The organism is Actinoplanes sp. NPDC021490 (assembly GCF_055562135.1).
The window spans coordinates 717,927-734,467 of sequence record NZ_JBVHFW010000003.1 but is presented as its reverse complement, the minus strand read 5'-3'; the positions used below and the strand labels follow the sequence as shown (position 1 = coordinate 734,467).

General features: G+C 70.6%; 12 protein-coding genes and 1 pseudogene. 4 read left to right on the top strand and 9 right to left on the bottom strand.

Annotation, left to right across the window (positions count from 1 at the left end):
- Positions 1–1,050 precede the first annotated feature (1,050 nt).
- Together ACZ3I4_RS11730 and ACZ3I4_RS11725 are read right to left on the bottom strand one after the other, a co-directional pair.
- Positions 1,051–2,268 carry an MFS transporter gene (locus ACZ3I4_RS11730; protein ID WP_465381835.1) on the bottom strand — a complete coding sequence of 406 codons (1,218 nt, stop codon included), beginning with the start codon at positions 2,266–2,268 and terminating at the stop codon, positions 1,051–1,053.
- 128 nt (positions 2,269–2,396) lie between these two features.
- On the bottom strand, positions 2,397–3,542 hold the full coding sequence (locus ACZ3I4_RS11725) for a S8 family peptidase (RefSeq protein WP_465381834.1): 1,146 nt from the start codon (positions 3,540–3,542) through the stop codon (positions 2,397–2,399).
- Positions 3,543–3,665: 123 nt separating this feature from the next.
- Between ACZ3I4_RS11725 and pdxR the strand changes: the two are divergent.
- Positions 3,666–4,985 (top strand): annotated as a pseudogene (pdxR, locus tag ACZ3I4_RS11720) (MocR-like pyridoxine biosynthesis transcription factor PdxR); the annotation flags it as partial.
- Here pdxR and ACZ3I4_RS11715 read toward each other — a convergent pair.
- Positions 4,958–6,268 (bottom strand): amino acid permease, encoded by a 1,311-nt coding sequence (locus tag ACZ3I4_RS11715; protein WP_465381833.1) that lies wholly within the window; start codon positions 6,266–6,268, stop codon positions 4,958–4,960. The pseudogene pdxR and the gene ACZ3I4_RS11715 overlap by 28 nt on opposite strands.
- Before the next feature lie 67 nt (positions 6,269–6,335).
- On the bottom strand, positions 6,336–6,947 hold the full coding sequence (locus ACZ3I4_RS11710) for a TIGR03085 family metal-binding protein (protein ID WP_465381832.1): 612 nt from the start codon (positions 6,945–6,947) through the stop codon (positions 6,336–6,338).
- Positions 6,948–7,058: 111 nt separating this feature from the next.
- On the opposite strand from ACZ3I4_RS11710, the gene ACZ3I4_RS11705 reads away from it, so the two are divergent.
- Both ACZ3I4_RS11705 and ACZ3I4_RS11700 read left to right on the top strand, forming a co-directional pair.
- Complete coding sequence (locus tag ACZ3I4_RS11705) at positions 7,059–8,843, top strand: ABC transporter ATP-binding protein (RefSeq protein WP_465381831.1); 1,785 nt, start codon at positions 7,059–7,061, stop codon at positions 8,841–8,843.
- A 64-nt stretch (positions 8,844–8,907) separates the two neighbouring features.
- Complete coding sequence (locus ACZ3I4_RS11700) at positions 8,908–10,665, top strand: ABC transporter ATP-binding protein (protein ID WP_465381830.1); 1,758 nt, start codon at positions 8,908–8,910, stop codon at positions 10,663–10,665.
- 224 nt (positions 10,666–10,889) lie between these two features.
- Here ACZ3I4_RS11700 and rpsD read toward each other — a convergent pair whose 3' ends face one another.
- A complete protein-coding gene (gene rpsD, locus ACZ3I4_RS11695) occupies positions 10,890–11,498 on the bottom strand; it encodes a 30S ribosomal protein S4 (RefSeq protein WP_465381829.1) in 609 nt (202 codons plus the stop codon).
- Between the two features lie 124 nt (positions 11,499–11,622).
- Between rpsD and ACZ3I4_RS11690 the strand changes: the two genes are divergently transcribed.
- Entirely contained in the window at positions 11,623–12,348 is a 726-nt protein-coding gene (locus tag ACZ3I4_RS11690) for a DUF2470 domain-containing protein (protein ID WP_465381828.1), read from the top strand.
- A 100-nt stretch (positions 12,349–12,448) separates the two neighbouring features.
- On the opposite strand, the gene ACZ3I4_RS11685 is transcribed toward ACZ3I4_RS11690, so the two are convergent.
- The 4 genes from ACZ3I4_RS11685 to ACZ3I4_RS11670 form a co-directional block, all read right to left on the bottom strand.
- Entirely contained in the window at positions 12,449–13,060 is a 612-nt protein-coding gene (locus ACZ3I4_RS11685) for a TetR/AcrR family transcriptional regulator (RefSeq protein WP_465381827.1), read from the bottom strand.
- A gap of 7 nt (positions 13,061–13,067) precedes the next feature.
- A complete protein-coding gene (locus tag ACZ3I4_RS11680) occupies positions 13,068–13,805 on the bottom strand; it encodes an ABC transporter permease (RefSeq protein WP_465381826.1) in 738 nt (245 codons plus the stop codon).
- Positions 13,802–14,524: an ABC transporter ATP-binding protein gene (locus ACZ3I4_RS11675; RefSeq protein ID WP_465381825.1), complete on the bottom strand. Its 723-nt coding sequence runs from the start codon at positions 14,522–14,524 to the stop codon at positions 13,802–13,804. Before ACZ3I4_RS11675 ends, ACZ3I4_RS11680 begins: the two co-directional genes overlap by 4 nt.
- 101 nt (positions 14,525–14,625) lie before the next feature.
- Positions 14,626–15,999, bottom strand: coding sequence for a hypothetical protein (locus ACZ3I4_RS11670; protein ID WP_465381824.1), 1,374 nt, complete (start codon positions 15,997–15,999; stop codon positions 14,626–14,628).
- Positions 16,000–16,541: the final 542 nt, after the last annotated feature.

Sequence of the window (16,541 nt, the reverse complement as noted above, 5' to 3'; positions counted from 1 at the left end):
CGACGCCGAAGATCCACCAAGTTCTATCGCGGATGCCATGTGGATAACGAGTCAGACTCGCCGCCAAGGGCCACCCAGCATCTCAACGTGGATAACTCGGAATTGTGGATATCGACCAAAATCATTTGCTGTCCGTGGTTATCCACAGCGGCGAGTTATCCACAAGGGGCCTCTCCAAGATCCGTCATTTCGGCGATAATGTGCCTTGGCGGAGGTCCCCCGGTGGAGGGCGGGTCTTGTCCTGGGGCGGCAGCGACGAAGATCCGGGACGCTGCCATTCTTGCGATGGGGCGGCCTGGGCGATCACCGTTCGCGCCTGGCCGAAAGTTCAGCGCTTCCCGCGTGGGGGAAGTCCATCCTGGCCGGTCGGCGCCCGACCGTGCCGCTGTGTCTACTTGGCATGGCGACGGCCGATTCGCCGAGCGCATCTGGCCGGGTTCCGGTGGTGGCACCTCTCGGAGATCGCCGGCTGCATTCCCGGCTTCTGATTGTGGCTACGTCAGGACACAAAGATCACCGGACTTGCGAGTGAGGAATTCGAGCTTGCTGAATTTCTGAGCAGCACCGAAGCGCCATCAGCATCCAACAGCTACGCGGAACGTTCCGGCGCGGCGGCTGGCAGGCCCCTGGCGGGTGAGAGCGGACGGAGTCGGAGGGCGGTCGGCTGCGTTGACATGGCCTTGATCTGGCCTGGCGCTTCGTCAAGGCGGAACGAGGCGGGCGCTGATTCCTCATGGCTCGGGGCCGCCATATTGCACTGGGACTGCGTCATGGCGGAATGGGGCGGGCGCTGATTCCTCATGGCTCGGGGCCGCCATATTGCACTGGGACTGCGTCATGGCGGAATGGGGCGGGCGCTGATTCCACATGGCCCGCGGCCGCCACATTGCCCTGGAACTGCGTCAAGGCGGAATGAGACGGGCACTGTTTCCTCATGGCCCGGGGCCGCCACGCTGCCCTGGAACTGGGCCAGGGGCGGGAATCAGGCGAGCACGTATTCCTCGTGGCCCAGGTCCGGCCCCGCCGCCCTGCAACTGCGCCGGGGGAAGATCAGGCGGGCACTGATTCCTCGATCGGGCGCATGTTGCGGATGGCCGGCGAGAACGTAGCCGTAAGAGCCGACAGCGAGACGGCCCCAGCAAAGAACAGGACGCTAGTCGTAGGCGTCCATACCGTGACGAACACCCCGGCCAGCAGGGGCGCCGCGGCTGCGGCGGACATGGCCACCAAGAAGATGACGCTCAGCACCCGGCCCTGTAAATGGTCGGGTGTGATGGCTGCCTGGTAGCCGAACAAAGCCGCGTTGCAGGCCGGCCCCACGAAGATGGCCAGGGCCACCGGCGCGGCGGCGGCGACGCTCATGGTCAGGGAGGCGCTGACCGCCAGGAACAGGGTGGCGGCCCAGCCCAGGCCGCGGATCAGGGCCGCGAAGGACAAGCGGCGCAGCAGGGTGGGGGCGGCCAGGGCGCCGAGCAGGCCGCCGGCGCTGACGATGGTTTCGGTCAGGCCGATCACGCCGGGGGCCACGTCGTGGTTCTGCAGGGTGACGATGATGGTGAAGATCGAACCGTACAGGGCGAAGTTGAGCGGGGCGGCGATCAGCAGGACGGCTCGCAGGAACGGGCTGCCGAAGACGAAACGGAGGCCCTCCAGCAGGGCCTTTGCGTGGGTGGGCTGGGTGGCGGGGCGGTCGGCCTGCAGCGACTTGCGGATCATGGCTACGCCGATCAGCGAGGCCAGATAGGACAGCGCGTTGCCCAGGAAGGGCAGCGCGTGACCCCAGCCGAAGAGCAAGCCGCCCAGTGGCGGGCCGGCCAGCGAGGTGCCGTAGCTGCGGGCCTCGTTGCGGGCCACCGCGTCGGGCAGTTGCGTGGCGGGGACGATGCTGCGGAGCGAGGCGTGTTCGGTGGTGTTGAACAGGGAGCCGCAGATCGCGTCGATGACGGCCACGATGATGATCGTGGCCAGGGCGGCCTGTCCGAGCGCTACGGCGACGGCCAGCCCGGCGAAGGCGATCAGCCGGACGATGTCGCAGGCCAGCATGGCCCGGCGGCGGTTGAACCGGTCGGCCAGCACGCCCGCCGGCAGCCGGCAGATCAGCTTGGTGACCTGGGCCGCGGTGCCGACCGCGCCGGCCTGGACGGGCGATCCGGTCTCCTCGAGGACCAGCAGCGGGATGGCCAGCATGGCGATCGCACCGCCCAGGTCGGACAGGCACTGGCTGGTCCACAGGAGAGTGAACTCGCGGTTGCGCCACAGGCTGGTCACGGCGGAATTCCGACGGAGCGCAATGTCGTGGTCACGCAATGCAGGATATGTACTGCATTCGATGCCCGCCGTCCCGGAGGAGGACGCGGCACAAAGGGCGCCCGGCGGACCGGGCGCCCTGAGTGGACTTACTGGACGACGAAGAGCAGCCGGTTCGGCGAGCCGGTGCCGGGGCTGGTCACGACGTTCGGGGTGGCGTTGGTGACCAGGCTGTCGCGCACCTGAGCAGGTGTGAAGCTGGTGTTGCGCGACAGGACGAGCGCCGCCGCGCCGGCCACGTGCGGGCTGGCCATCGAGGTGCCGCTGATCGTGTTGGTCGCCGAGTTGGAGTTGTACCAGGCGGACGTGATCGACGAGCCGGGCGCGAAGATGTCCAGGCAGGTGCCGTAGTTCGAGTAGCTGGCCCGGGCATCCGTGCTGGTCGTGGCGCCGACCGTGATCGCCGCGGCGACCCGGGAGGGCGACGAGTTACAGGCGTTGGCGGTCGAGTTGCCGGCCGCGAGGGCGTAGGTGACACCGCTGGCGATCGAGTTGGCCACCGCGTTGTCGAGGGTGCTGCTGACCCCGCCGCCGAGGCTCATGTTGGCCACGGCCGGCTTGACCGCGTTGGCGGTGACCCAGTTGACGCCCGCGATGACCCCGGCCGTCGAGCCGCTGCCGGAGCAGCTCAGCACCCGGACGCCGACCAGCTTGACAGCCTTGGCGACCCCGTACGTGGTCCCGCCGACTGTGCCGGCGACATGGGTGCCGTGACCGTTGCAGTCGACGGCTCCGGTGCCGACGGCGTCGTAGCCGGCCCGGGCCCGCCCGCCGAACTCGTTGTGCGTGTACCGGATGCCGGTGTCGATGATGTACGCCGTCACGTTGGACGCGGTCACCGGATAGGTGTATGTCGTGCTCAGCGGCCGGTTCCGCTGGTCGATGCGGTCGATGCCCCACGTCGCGTTGTTCTGCGTGGCGCTCAGCGTGATGGTCTGGTTCTGCTCGACGTACGCGACACCGGGGCTGGCCGCGAGCTTCTTGGCCTGCGCCTCCGACATCGACGCCTCGTACCCGTTGATCACGGGCAGGCTGCGCTTGACGTTGGTCGCGGCCAGGGTCGAGACGCCGGGCTTCATGACGACGATGTAGCTGCCGGGAATCGCGGTGGCGGTTCCGGCGAGCCGGATTTGTCCGGACGGGGATGCGGGCGCGGCGGCGGCGGGGGTGCCCGTCGCGACCGCGGCGGTGATGACGGCGAGCAGGCCGGCGGCCAAAATGCGGGGAGTCGCCATGCTGATCCTCTCTGAGCCGACTGGGGGTTGAATCGACATCCGTCTCTTCAATTACGCCGAGCGTAGGCGTCGTCACGCTCGATCGCCGCATATCGATTGGGCCATAGTGCGCAGAATGAACACGTGGACCTGATCATTCGGCTGGACGGGACGGACGGGAAGACCGCCGCGGTCTACCGGGCGCTGCGGACGGCGATCGTCGACGGGCGGCTTCCGGCGGGGGAGCGGCTGCCCCCGACCCGGGCGCTGGCCGCCGACCTGGGGGTGGCGCGGGGCAGTGTCGCCGCCGCGTACGAGCGCCTGGCCGCCGAGGGCTACCTGTCGTCGAGGGTCGGCGCGGGCACGTTCGTCGCCCTGCAGACGGCGAAACGGACGCGCCGGAAGGCGACGAGCGATCCGCTCCGGCCCCGCGACGACTGGACGTTCCAGCCGCTGGAGACGAGCGGGGCCACGACCCGGCCCCGATTCGACTTCCGCACCGGCATTCCCGACGCCGGTCTCTTCCCGTTCGACGCCTGGCGGCGGCTGGTCACCGCCGAGCTTCGCCTGCGAGCCAACAACCCCGGCACGTACGGGGATCCGGCCGGGCACCCGGCCCTGCGGGAGGCGGTCGCCCGCTATCTCGGCGTCTCCCGCGGCGTGCGCGCCACGCCCGCCGATGTGATCGTCACCAACGGCGCGCAGCACGCGTTCGACCTGATCGCCCGGGTGCTGGTCAAGCCGGGTGACGTGGTCGCGGTCGAGGAACCGGGTTATCCGCCGGCCCGCCGCATCCTGGCCGCGCTCGGCGCCCGGGTGGTCGGCGTGCGGGTCGACGACGAGGGGCTCGTGGTCGCCGGCCTGCCCGCGCACTGCCGGCTCGTCTACACGACACCGTCGCACCAGTTCCCGCTCGGCCGGGCGATGAGCCTGGCCCGCCGGCGCGAGCTGCTCGACTGGGCCCGCGCCCGGCCCGCCGCGATCGTCGAGGACGACTACGACAGCGAGTTCCGCTTCTCGGCCCGTCCCCTCGAGCCGCTGCACAGCCTGGACACGGCCGGCCGGGTGCTCTACGTGGGCACGTTCTCCAAAAGCATGCTTCCGGCCATCCGTACGGGCTTCGTGCTCGCCACCCCGGGCCTGCGCGCCGCCCTGATCGCCGCCCGCCAGCTCGGCGACGGCTACGGGCAACCGGCCGTGCAGGCGGCTCTCGCGCGCTTCCTCGACGAGGGGCTGCTCGCACGGCACGTCCGAAAGGCCGGGCGCGCGTACGGGGAAAGGCACGCCCGGATCTCCGAGGCGCTGACCGGCTTGAGTTCGTTGCGGGTCGTCCCGTCCGCCGCCGGGCTGCACGTCACGGCCCTGACCGGCGCCGATTCGACCGCGGTGGTGTCCGCGGCCGCCCGCGCCGGCCTGGCCGTCGACGACCTGCGCTCCTACTCGGCTTCCACGCCCGCGCAGACCGGCTTCGTGTTCGGGTTCGGCGCCACCGACCCGGCCGTGCTGGACGAGGGGATGGCGCTCTTCGCGGAGCTGCTGGAACGGGAGCGCCACGTCTGATAGGCCAGCGACGCGGCCACGATCACCAGGCTGAACAGCGCCGGCGCCCCGTTCAGCCCGAGCAGCGCGACCACCGACACGAACCCGATCGCGGCGACGATCCGCCACCGCCCGGACGGCAGCAGGCGCAGCGCGGCCGCCGTCCCGATCACGTAGACCAGCGTGAAGCAGCCGGTGACCAGCAGCAGCACCGTGTGCAGGTCGAGCGGCAGCACGGCCGAGAGAAGGCTCAGCAGGAAGATCGTGACCAGCGCCCGGCGCGGGGTGCGACCCATCCGGGCCGGCAGCGCGCCGTCGCGGGTCAGGGCCGCCCCGAGCTGCGAGGCCCCGGCCAGATAGGCGTTGACCGCCCCGACCGTCAGCAGGACGGCCACGACCGCGGTGAGGATCCGCACCGGACCGCCGACCCCGGCCGCGAGCAGGTCGGCCAGCGGGGCCGGGCTGGAGCCGAGCGCCGGTCCCAGCACGAGCACGCTGGTGGCCGCGATGGCCAGGTAGAGCACGCCGACCAGCACGACGGCGATCGCGGTGGCGCGGGGCACGTCCCGGCGCGGGTTGCGATAGGACGCGGCGAGCGACGACACCGCCTCCCAACCGGCGAAGCCCCAGACCAGCACGGCCGCCGCCGAGCCCACGCCCGACCAGCCGTGCGGCGCGAACGGGGTCAGGTTGTCCCAGTCGGCGTGGGGCAGCGCGGTCACCACGGTGATCAGCAACAGCACGGCCAGCACCCCGGTCAGCACCAGCTGGACCCGGCCCGAGACCCGCACGCCGTACCAGTTCATCGCGAACACCGCCGACACGATGACGAGGAACGTGATCAGGGTGGTTACGTGGCCGCCCCCGATGATGTCGGCCACGTAACCACCCGCGAACGCGGTCGCGGCGGGCGCCCCGAGCGGGACGGCGAAGAAGAACGTCCAGCCGATCGCCGCGCCCACCCGCGGGCCGAAGGCCAGGCGGACATAGGTGGAGACGCCGCCGCCGTCCGGGTGCCGGGCCCCGAGGGCGGCGAAGGTCAGGGCCAGCGGCGCGGACAGCACGATCAGGGCGATCCAGGCGAGGAGCGAGGCCGGCCCGGCGACCTCGGCGGCCAGGGCCGGCATCGAGATGACGCCGGTGCCGAGCACGGCGCCGACACAGAGCGCGGTGCCCTGGGTCATGGAAAGTCCGGAGTTCTGGGCCATGACCCACACGCTAGGGCCGGATTGGCTCGCCGTTTGGACCAATCAGCCGCCGATCATTTGGACCAATTCAGAGGCCCAGCCGTACGCCCTCCAGGCCGTCGCCCTCGATGACGACCCGGGCCGATCCCGTCCGTCCGGTGAGATAGAGCGCCAGCTCACCAGGGGGTCCGGACAGGGTCGTGGCCGGCGACTCGCCCACGCTGAACGACCCGTGGCCATCGGACCGGACGGTCACGGCGACACCCGCCCGTCGCAGCACCAGCTTGCCGGTCAGCTTCACGTTGCGCCAGAGCGCCGCCGACAGGCCCGGGTCCAGATCGCGCGGCTGCCAGTCCGGCTGTCCCCGCCGCGCGTCCTCGTGGTGCACGAAGAACTCGATGGTGTTGGCCGCCTCATCGGTGAGAGGGTTGCTCACCGGGCTCCACCACGGCGGCGTCCGCACCTCGTGCACGACCTCCTCGTACGGGCGAGCCGCCGTGCGCAGCCGCACGCGTTCGCCGTGGTCGTGCAGGGCCTTGATCATCGCGCCGGCCGCCGCGTCGGGCCGCCGGTCCCGCACGGCCAGGTGCGCGGCGAGATCGCGAGTGGTCCATCCCTCGCACAGGGTGGGCTGGTCGGGTCCGAGGCGAAGCAGCAGGTCGGCGAGTAGGCGCCGCTCCCGCTGGGCATAGGCGGTCACAGACGTGATCGTAGACACATGTTACGAAGGTGAACCCGGGGCGGCTCGTTCGGCAGGATGGGAATGTAAGGCCGGAACAGTCGGCGAACACTTACCAGTCAGGTAGGAAATTTGAGCACCAGGACCAGCCGCGATGTGCTGGGACGGGGACTGCGGGTGCTGGGCCAGGCGATTCGGACTGAACCGCGCCTGTTCGCCATCGGGGTCGCCGGCAGCAGCCTGTTCGGTCTGCTCGTCATCGCCAACTCGTACGTGGTCGGCGCGGTCATCGGCCGGGTCGTGGTTCCGGCCTTCTCCAGCGGGTCGACCGGCCGGGGCACGCTCGCGCTGATCGCCGCCGTCTTCCTCGGGCTGAGCGCGCTGCGGGTGGCCACCATCTTCGGCCGCCGGCTCGGCGCCGGTTACATGCAGTTCCGGCTGCAGGCCCGTTACCGCCGGGCGGTGACCCGGCGCTACCTCTCGCTGCCGCCGGCCTGGCACCAGAAGCACGCCACCGGCACGCTGCTGTCCAACGCCAACTCCGACGTCGAGGCCGCGTGGGTGCCGATCGCGCCGCTGCCGTTCGCCGTCGGCACGATCGTGATGATCTTCGCCGCGGTCGCCGCGCTGTTCCTCACCGACTGGGTGCTCGCGCTGGTCGGCGTCGTGCTGTTCCCGGCCCTGTTCGCCCTCAACACGCTCTACGCCCGGCTGATGTCGCCGCGCCAGATCCGGGCGCAGCAGATGCGAGCCAAGGTCAGTGCGGTCGCGCACGAGAGCTTCGACGGCGCGCTGGTGGTCAAGACGATGGGCCGCGAGGAGGACGAGTCGCGGCGCTTCAAGGTGTTCGTCGACGAGCTGCGCGACTCGCTGATCTCGGTGGGCCGGCTGCGCGGCCTCTTCGACCCGCTGATGGATTCGCTGCCCAGCGTGGGCACGCTGGCCGTGCTGCTGCTGGGCGCGTGGCGGCTGCAGAACGGAGCCGTCACCGTCTCCGAGGTGGTCACCGTCGCGTTCCTGTTCACCGTGCTGGCCTTCCCGGTGCGCGCGATCGGCTGGGTGCTCGGCGAGCTGCCGCGCAGCGTCGCCGGCTGGGAGAGGGTGCAGGCGGTGCTGGCGGCCGACGGTGATCTCACCTACGGTTCGGCCACCGCGACCGGCGCCGGTCCGGCCACGCTGCGTTTCGATCAGGTCGATTTCTCGTACGGGGACGGGCCGCTGGTTTTGCACGACGTCTCGTTCACCGTGCCTCCGGGCAAGACCGTGGCGCTGGTCGGCGCGACCGGCTCCGGCAAGTCGACCATCGCGTCGCTGGCCGTGCGCCTCGTCGACCCGGACGCCGGTCGGGTGACCCTCGACGAGACGCCGCTGCCCGCGCTCAGTCAGGCCGCTCTGACCAGCGCGTCCGCCCTCGTACCGCAGCTGCCGTTCGTCTTCGACGACACCGTGCGCGGCAACATCACCCTCGAGCGCGACGGCCTCGGGGACGACGAGACCTGGGCCGCGCTGCGCAACGCCCAGGCCGAAGGGTTCGTCGAGAAGCTGCCCGACGGGCTCGACACGCCGGTCGGGGAGCGCGGCACGTCACTGTCCGGCGGGCAGCGGCAACGGCTCACGCTGGCCCGCGCGCTGGCCGGACGCCCGCGGCTGCTCGTGCTGGACGACGCGACCAGCGCGGTCGACCCGCGTGTCGAGGCTGCCATCCTGGCCTCGCTGCGCGGCCGGGACGCCGGTGCGTCGATCCTCGTGGTCGCCTATCGGCGGGCCACGATCGCGCTGGCCGACGAGGTCGTCTATCTGGAGCAGGGCAAGGTGGTGGCGACCGGAACCCACACCGAGCTGCTGGCACATCACCCCGGATACGTCGATCTTGTGACGGCGTACGAGAAAGCCGAAGCGGAAAGGGCCCAGGTATGAGCGACTGCACCGGAGTGAGCGAAGCGGTCGTAGGGCCAGGAGCGCATGCCATGAAGGCTCAAGCGTGAGCGAGGGGACCTACGCCACCCTCAAGCGGGGGCTGTCGCTCTCGCCGGAGCTGCGGCCTGGGCTGGCCGGCACGATCGCGCTGGCCCTGGTGCAGATGTCGGGGCGGGTCGCGGTGCCGATCGCCGTGCAGCAGGGCATCGACCATGGCATCCGCGCCGAGGGCGGGCCCGACCTGCAGTTCGTCGTCGTGGTCGTCGCGATCACCTTCGTAGCGCTGATGATCTCGACGATGGCCGGCTATCTGATGACCCGCCGCCTGTTCACGGTGAGCGAGACCGCGCTCGGCGCCCTGCGCTCGCGCACGTTCCGGCACATCCACGACCTGTCGATGCTGCACCAGCAGTCCGAGCGGCGCGGCACGATGGTGTCCCGGGTGACCAGCGACGTCGACCAGATCTCGATCTTCCTGCAGACCGGCGGCGTGCAGTTGCTGCTGGCCAGCGGGCAGCTCCTGGTCTCGACGATCGTGATGTTCGTCTACTCCTGGCAGCTCACCTTCGTGGTGCTGCTCGCGTTCGGCCCGGCCGTCGCGGTCATCCGGCTGTTCCAGAAGCGGCTGGCCGAGGTCTACGGCGCGGTCCGCGAACGCACCGGCGTGATGCTGGGCGCGATCGCCGAGAGCGTCGTCGGGGCCACGGTCATCCGGGCGTACGGGGTGGCCGGTCGTACGGAGACACGCCTCGACACCTCGATCGACCGTCTCCGGGTGGCCCAGCAGCGGGCGTTGCGCACGAGCGTGACCAGCTTCTCCAGCGGCGAGATCGGCGCGGGTCTGGCGCTGTCCGCGGTGGTGGTGATCGGCGTGCTGATCGGGGTGGACGGCGGTCTGACCGTGGGTCGGCTGACCGCGTTCCTGTTCCTGGTCACGCTGTTCATCCAGCCCGTGCAGATCGCCACCGACATGCTCAACGAAGCCCAGAACGCGGTGGCCGGCTGGCGGCGGGTGCTCGACGTGCTCGACCTGGAACCCGATGTGAAGGATCCGGCCGAGGTCGGCGTCGACCTGCCGGAAGGACCTTTGTCCGTACGCTTCCAGGACGTCTCGTTCCGCTATCCCGGCGGCCCGATCGTGCTGGCCGACGTGGACCTGACGCTCGAGGCGCGGACCAAGGTGGCCGTGGTCGGCGAGACCGGCTCGGGCAAGACGACCTTCGCCAAGCTGCTGACCCGCCTGATGGACCCGGTGGAGGGTGAGGTGCAGCTCTCCGGCACTTCGCTGCGCGACGTGAAGTTCGCGGCCCTGCGCAAGCGGGTGGTGATGGTGCCGCAGGACGGCTTCCTGTTCGACGCGACGATCGCCGAGAACATCCGCTTCGCCCGGCCGTCGCTGACCGACGAGGAGCTGCGGGAGGCCTTCGTCGAGCTGGGCCTGTCCGACTGGCTGGCCGGCCTGCCGAACGGCCTCGAAACCCCCGTGGGCGAGCGCGGCGAGGCGCTGAGCGTGGGCGAGCGACAGCTAGTTGCCCTCGTACGCGCCTACGTAGCCGACCCCGACCTGCTGGTGCTCGACGAGGCCACAAGCGCCGTCGACCCCGCCACCGAGGTCCGCCTGCAGCGAGCCCTAGACACCGTGACCCGAGGCCGAACCACAGTAGCCATCGCCCACCGCCTGTCAACAGCCCAGTCAGCAGACGAAATCCTGGTAGTAGACGCAGGCCGCGTAGTACAGCGAGGCCCCCACGCCCAACTAGTCCAAGAACCCGGTTCAATCTACGCAAACCTTTATGCAAGCTGGCTAGAGCAAACGCGCTAATTCCCGATAGCCCCGTGTTCCGTCCAGCCCCCCGCGATCGCCTCGCAAAGGAGGAGGGACCCGGTTTTTCGACGCCGCCGGTTTTGCGGCGCCGAAAAACCGGGTCCCTCCTCCTTTGCCTAAAAGAGGCGATCGCTCGGCGGAGCGAAGCGGAGCCCAAAAAGACAGTTGCTCCTGTACAGCCGCCCTACCGTCTTTGGCCTTTCTACGGCCCCCACCCTCACCTACCGGGCGTAAAACTCCACAACCAACTGCTCATCACACTGCACCCGAATCTCCGACCGCTCCGGCACCCGCAGCACAGTAACCCGCAGTTCCTCCACCACAGTCGACAGATACGGCGCGGTCGGACCGCCCAAATGCCCCCCAGCCTTGGCCACCTCGAACGGCGGCTTCTCCCGGCTGCTTTCCCGCACTTCGACAACCTGGCCCGGCTTGAGCCGATACCCCGGCCGGTCGACCTTTTTCCCGTCGACCGTGAAGTGCCCGTGCACGACGAGCTGACGGGCCTGATAGATGGTGCGGGCGAGCCCGGCGCGCATGACGGTCGCGTCGAGGCGGCGTTCCAGCAGGCTGACCATCGTTTCGCCGGTCTTGCCGTCGGCGCGGTGGGCGTCGTCGTACGCCTTGCGCATCTGCGATTCGCTGATGTTGTACTGGTGCCGCAGGCGCTGCTTTTCGAGCAGCCGGACCTGGTAGTCCGAGGCCTTGCGGCGGGATCGCCCGTGCACGCCCGGCGGGAAGGGCCGCTTCTCGAAGTACTTCACGCACTTCGGCGTCAGGGGGATGCCGAGCGCCCGCGAGAGCTTGGCCTTGGGTCGGGAGTTGTTCATGAAGTCTCCGAGTCAACTTGCACTTGAGGCTGTGTTTCCCGAGGGCCGACTTCGCCGGACCTTGGTGTTACGGTTAGCCTCACCTTACTAAGGCAAGCCTAACGTAAGCCCGGAGGTCGTCACCATGCAGCCCACTCACGCCGAGATCGCGCGGACGCTCGCCGCCGGCCACCTCCCCGGCGTCGCGCACATCGCCTGCCGCCCGGGTCCCCTTCCGGTGCGGCACGTCACCGACGCGCACGGCCGGGTGCTTCTGCTCTCCCCTCGCGACGGCGCCTTCGCCGCGGCGCTGCGGCCGCAGGAGGGCAACGACGACACCGCGATGGTGCTCGACATCTCCGACGTGCCGCCGATGGCCGGTTCGCCCGCCCTCGGCCGCGTGTGGATCTCCGGCTGGGCCGTCGCGCTGGACGGTGACGAGGCCCGGGCGGCCGCGCTCGACTACGCGGAGATCGACGCCTCGGGCGACCTGCTCGACGTCGGCGCCGGTCAGGTGCTGCACCGCATGGACGTGGCCGAGGTGCGTTACGAGCGCAACGAGAACCTGCGCGAGGTCGACGTCGACGACTTCGCCGTGGCCACGCCCGACCCGTTGTGCCGCATCGAGTTCGACCTGATCGCCGATCTGGTCGACCACCACGAGGCCGAGATGAGCGCCTACGTGCGCCGCCAGCTGGGCAAGACGTTCCAGCCGGTCGCCGAGCCTCAGGTGGTGCGCATGGACCGGTACGGCTTCATGGTCCGCCTCGACGACAAGCTGGCGCGGCTCGCGTTCCCGCGCCCGGTGACCGACCGCCACGATCTCGCGCACCTGCTGCACCCGGTGCTCTGCCACCGCTGCACCGACTGATCATCGGGCCCGAAGATCTCGGGCGACGGCTGCTCATGCGCGCTCGGACACCTTGGGCGCCGGCTGCTCATCGTGCTCGGACAACTCGGGCGCCGGCTGATCATTCGCGCTTGAAGACCTCGGGCATCGGCTCGGTGAGGAAACGCTGGACGTTGGGGCCGATCGCCGCGGCCACCGTGTCGGCGTCGGCGCTGGCCAGCGGCTCGATCCGCAGCACGTAGCGGATCAGCACGGTGCCGGCGATCTGCGTGGCCACCAGGGACGTTCGCGTGGGCGCCTCGGCCGGGTCCTCGACCAGCTCGCTCACCGCCCGGCGCAGGATCTGCGTGACGATGAACTCGCGCAGCAGGCGAGCCGTCCATTCGTTGCTCAGCGCCGAGCGGAAGACGGCCAGCGCGGCCTTGCCGGCGGGCGAGTCCCAGACGTTGATCACGAGACGGACCAGGCGTTCCCCGGCTTCCTCGCGCGGCCCGGACAGCGCCTGCGGGATCAGCTCGGCCGGGTTGATCGGCGCGTTCATCACGGCCAGGAAGAGCTTCTCCTTGGTGCCGAAATAGTGGTGCACCAGGGCCGGGTCGACCCCGGCGTCGCCCGCGATGGCGCGGATCGACGCCTTGTCGTACCCCTTCTCGGCGAAGCTCGCCCGGGCGGCCTCCAGGATGGATTCGCGGGTGTCCTGATTGCCGGGACGCCGCCCGCTGCGCCTTGCCACAGTTCTCCTAGGGTGTCCTGCGCCGCAGGGTCGCGGCCGCCAGCACCAGCGCCACCACCGCCGCGCCGGCGACGATCGTCAGGTCGCGCCACATCGTCGTGGTCGGGTCGGCCGAGCGGCCCACCTGGACCAGCGCCTCCACCGCGTACGTCAGTGGCAACGCGTCGCTGATGCCCTCGAGCCAGCCCGCCATCTGCCCGCGCGGCACGAACAGCCCGCACAGCAGCAGTTGCGGCACCACGACCACCGGTAGGAACTGTACGGCCTGGAACTCCGTACGGGCGAAGGCACTGCAGAACAGGCCGAGCGCGACCCCGAGCACGGCGTTGACCACCGCGATGAGCACCACCAGCCCGGCGTTGCCGCTGGTTTGCAGACCGAGCAGCCAGTACGCCGCCCCGGTCGCGACCGCGCCCTGCACGGCGGCCGCCAGCCCGAAGGCCAGCCCGTACCCGAAAAGCAGGTCGATCTTGCCGAGCGGGGTGGTGAGCAGGCGCTCCAGCGTGCCGCTCGTGCGCTCGCGGAGCATGGCGATGCTGGTCACCAGAAACATGATCACGAACGGGAAGATGCCGAGCATGATCAGCGCGATCCGGTCGAACGTGCCGCCGGCCCCGTCGTACATGAAATAGAGCAACGTCAACAGCAGCGCCGGTACGGCTATGAGCAGCGCGACGGTCCGGCGGTCGTGCCGCAGCTGACGCAGCACGCGACCGGCCGTGGCCAGGGTGATCCGCGGGCTCATGCCGCCACCTGCTCGCGCTCTTGGATCAACCTCAGGAACGCCTCTTCGAGGTCGTCCGTCCCGGCCGACGTGCGGATGGCGGCCGGGGTGTCGTCGCCGATCAACCGGCCCTCGCGGATCAGCAGCAGCCGGTCGCAGCGGCCGGCCTCGTCCATCACGTGGCTCGAGATCAGCAGCGTCGTGCCGGCGCGGGCCATCTCGTGGAACCGTCCCCACAGGTCGGCCCGCAGCACCGGGTCCTGCCCGACGGTCGGCTCGTCCAGCACCAGCAATTTCGGCTCGCCGATCAGCGCGCACGCGAGCGAGGCCCGGCTGCGCTGGCCGCCGGACAGGTTGCCCACGAGCTGCTGCCGGGCCGCGGTCAGCCCGACGTCGGCGATCGCGCGGTCGGCCTCGGCCGCGCCCAGGCCTAGCAGGGTGGCGAAGTAGCGCGCGTTCTCGCGTACGGAAAGGTCGGCATAGACGCTCGGAGCCTGCGTGACATAGCCCAGCTCGCGCCGCAGGGAGGTGTGGCCCGCGGCCCGGCCCAGCACCGTCACGTCGCCCGACTTGATGATCTGGACGCCGACGATCGCCCTGATCAGGGTGGTCTTGCCGCTGCCGCTCGGCCCGAGCAGGCCGGTCACCGTGCCGCCCGGGATCGTGCAGGTGATGCCGTGCAGAACTCGTCTTCGGCCGCGTTCCACGACGAGGTCGCGCACCTCGATGGCGCTGTCCATGGTCGTCCTCCCGGAATTCATCGTCTGTTGAACTCAACGGTAGATGAATTCGGCGGGCAGAAAAAGACCCCCATCGCTGGGGGTCGTTTTTCTTACAGCTCTTACAGCGCGAGGATGCGATCGAGGAACTCGCGGTAGCCGCGCATCGCCATCCGCATGCTCTCGGTGTCGGGCTTGCCGTTGCCGCGCAGCGGGTCGAGCTCGTCGCGCTCGGCCAGCAGTGCCTCGGTGAGCTCGTTGACCGCGTCCGTGAGCAGGTCGTGGGCCCGGGTCAGGGCGGTCTCGGGGTCGTCGACGAACTCGGCCTTGACCTCGTGCCAGGCAGCCCGGAAGTGCCGGACCGCGTCGTCGTCCCAGAACGCGATGTGCCCGGCCACGACGTCACCCGGGCGCAGCGCGACCTCCCCGGTCAACGGCTGCTCCTCCTCGGGCTCCTCCTCCGGGGCGGCGCGGCGACCGCGGCGGACCGGCGCGGCGTCCTCGAGGCTGGCCGACCGGCGCGGCAGAAGCCCGTCGTCCGTTTCGGCCTCACCACCGCCGATCGTGATGCTCACCTGCGGCTCACCGGTCTGCGGCTTGGCCACCGGCACCGGAATGCTGGCCGCCGCCCGCGGTGCGGGAACACCGGAGACCGGGCCGTCACCCGGGTCGGGCAGGGCCGGCGTGTACGCCGGAGGCTGGCCGTAGCCCGCGCCGGTCTTGGTCGTGCTGCTCGTTCCCGTGCCCACGTTCGTGTCCGTCTCTGTGTTCGTGCTGGGCGCGGCCGAGACCGGCGACGCCGAAACCGGCGCACCCGAAACCGGCCCGATGATGGGGTGGGTCGACGTGGGCACCGAGGCCCAGCCGGCCGCCGCCCGGCGCGCGTCGATGTCGTCCGGGGCGGCACGGCGTCCGGTGCTCTCGTCGGCACCCGCGCTGCCCGGCCCGGAGACCGGCTCCGCGGGCCCGGTGTCGGGAACCCGTCCGTTCATGTCATCACGCCCGTTCTCGTCTCGCGCTTCCACGTGCCCCGGCCCGGCCGCCCGCCCGTTCGTCCCGTGACCGTTGAGGCCCGGCTTCGACTCCGGCTCCATCGGATTGCGCCCGCCGAACAGGAACCGGTTGTTGCGCCCGCCCAGCCCGAAGCCCCCGAACTCCCGCTCCCAGGGATTACCTCGCCCGGACTCTACGGCCGCCCGATTCCGCCCCTCTTCCCCCGCATCCCGGGAGTGATCAGAATCGCGCTCCCGCCCGGCCGCCGGAGGTCCACTGACCGGTCCGCTGGCCTGCTGTGGCGGTCCGCTGGCTTGGTGGGGTGGACCGCTGATCTGCTGCGGTGGTCCGCTGACCTGGTGCGGCAGCCCGCTGACCTGGTGCGGTGGACCGCTGATCTGCTGCGGCGGCCCGCTGACCTGGTGGGGCGGCCCGCTGACCTGATGCGGAACTCCGCTCGTCTGGTGCGGCGGGACGCTGACCGGGTGCGGAGGACCGCTCACCGGGCCGGCCGGGCTCCCGTGCAGCCCGCTCGAACCGCCGGCGCTGTGAGCGCCACTCCTGTTGCTCCCGCCCAGCAGCCCATCGACGCCACGCGCCTCGCCTCGGCCGCCGCCGAGCCCCCGGTTGTCGCTGCCGAGGGTGCCGTCGCCCCCGAGCGGCCTGTTGTCGCTGACGCCGCGTGTCCGGTCGTCGCCGGCCCGGAGCGGGTCGTGCGCTCCACCCTTGAGCGGCCAGTCGTCGCTCGCACCGCGCGCCCGGTTGCCTCCAGGGCCGACGGGGTCGCCGCTGAGGGGCCGATCATCGCCGCGGGGTCGGTTCCCGGTTGCGCTGAGTGGCCCGTTGTCGTTCGCGCCGCGCGGTCCGTCCCCGGCTGCGCTGCCGCTGAGGGGCCGGTTGTCGTTCGCGCCACGCGGCCCGTTCCCGGCTGCGCCGAGCGGGTCGTTCGTGCTGCCGCTGAGCGGCCCGTTGACGTTCGCGCCACGCGGCCCGTTCCCGGCTGCGCCGAGCGGGTCGTTCGTGCTGCCGCTGAGGGGCCGGTTGT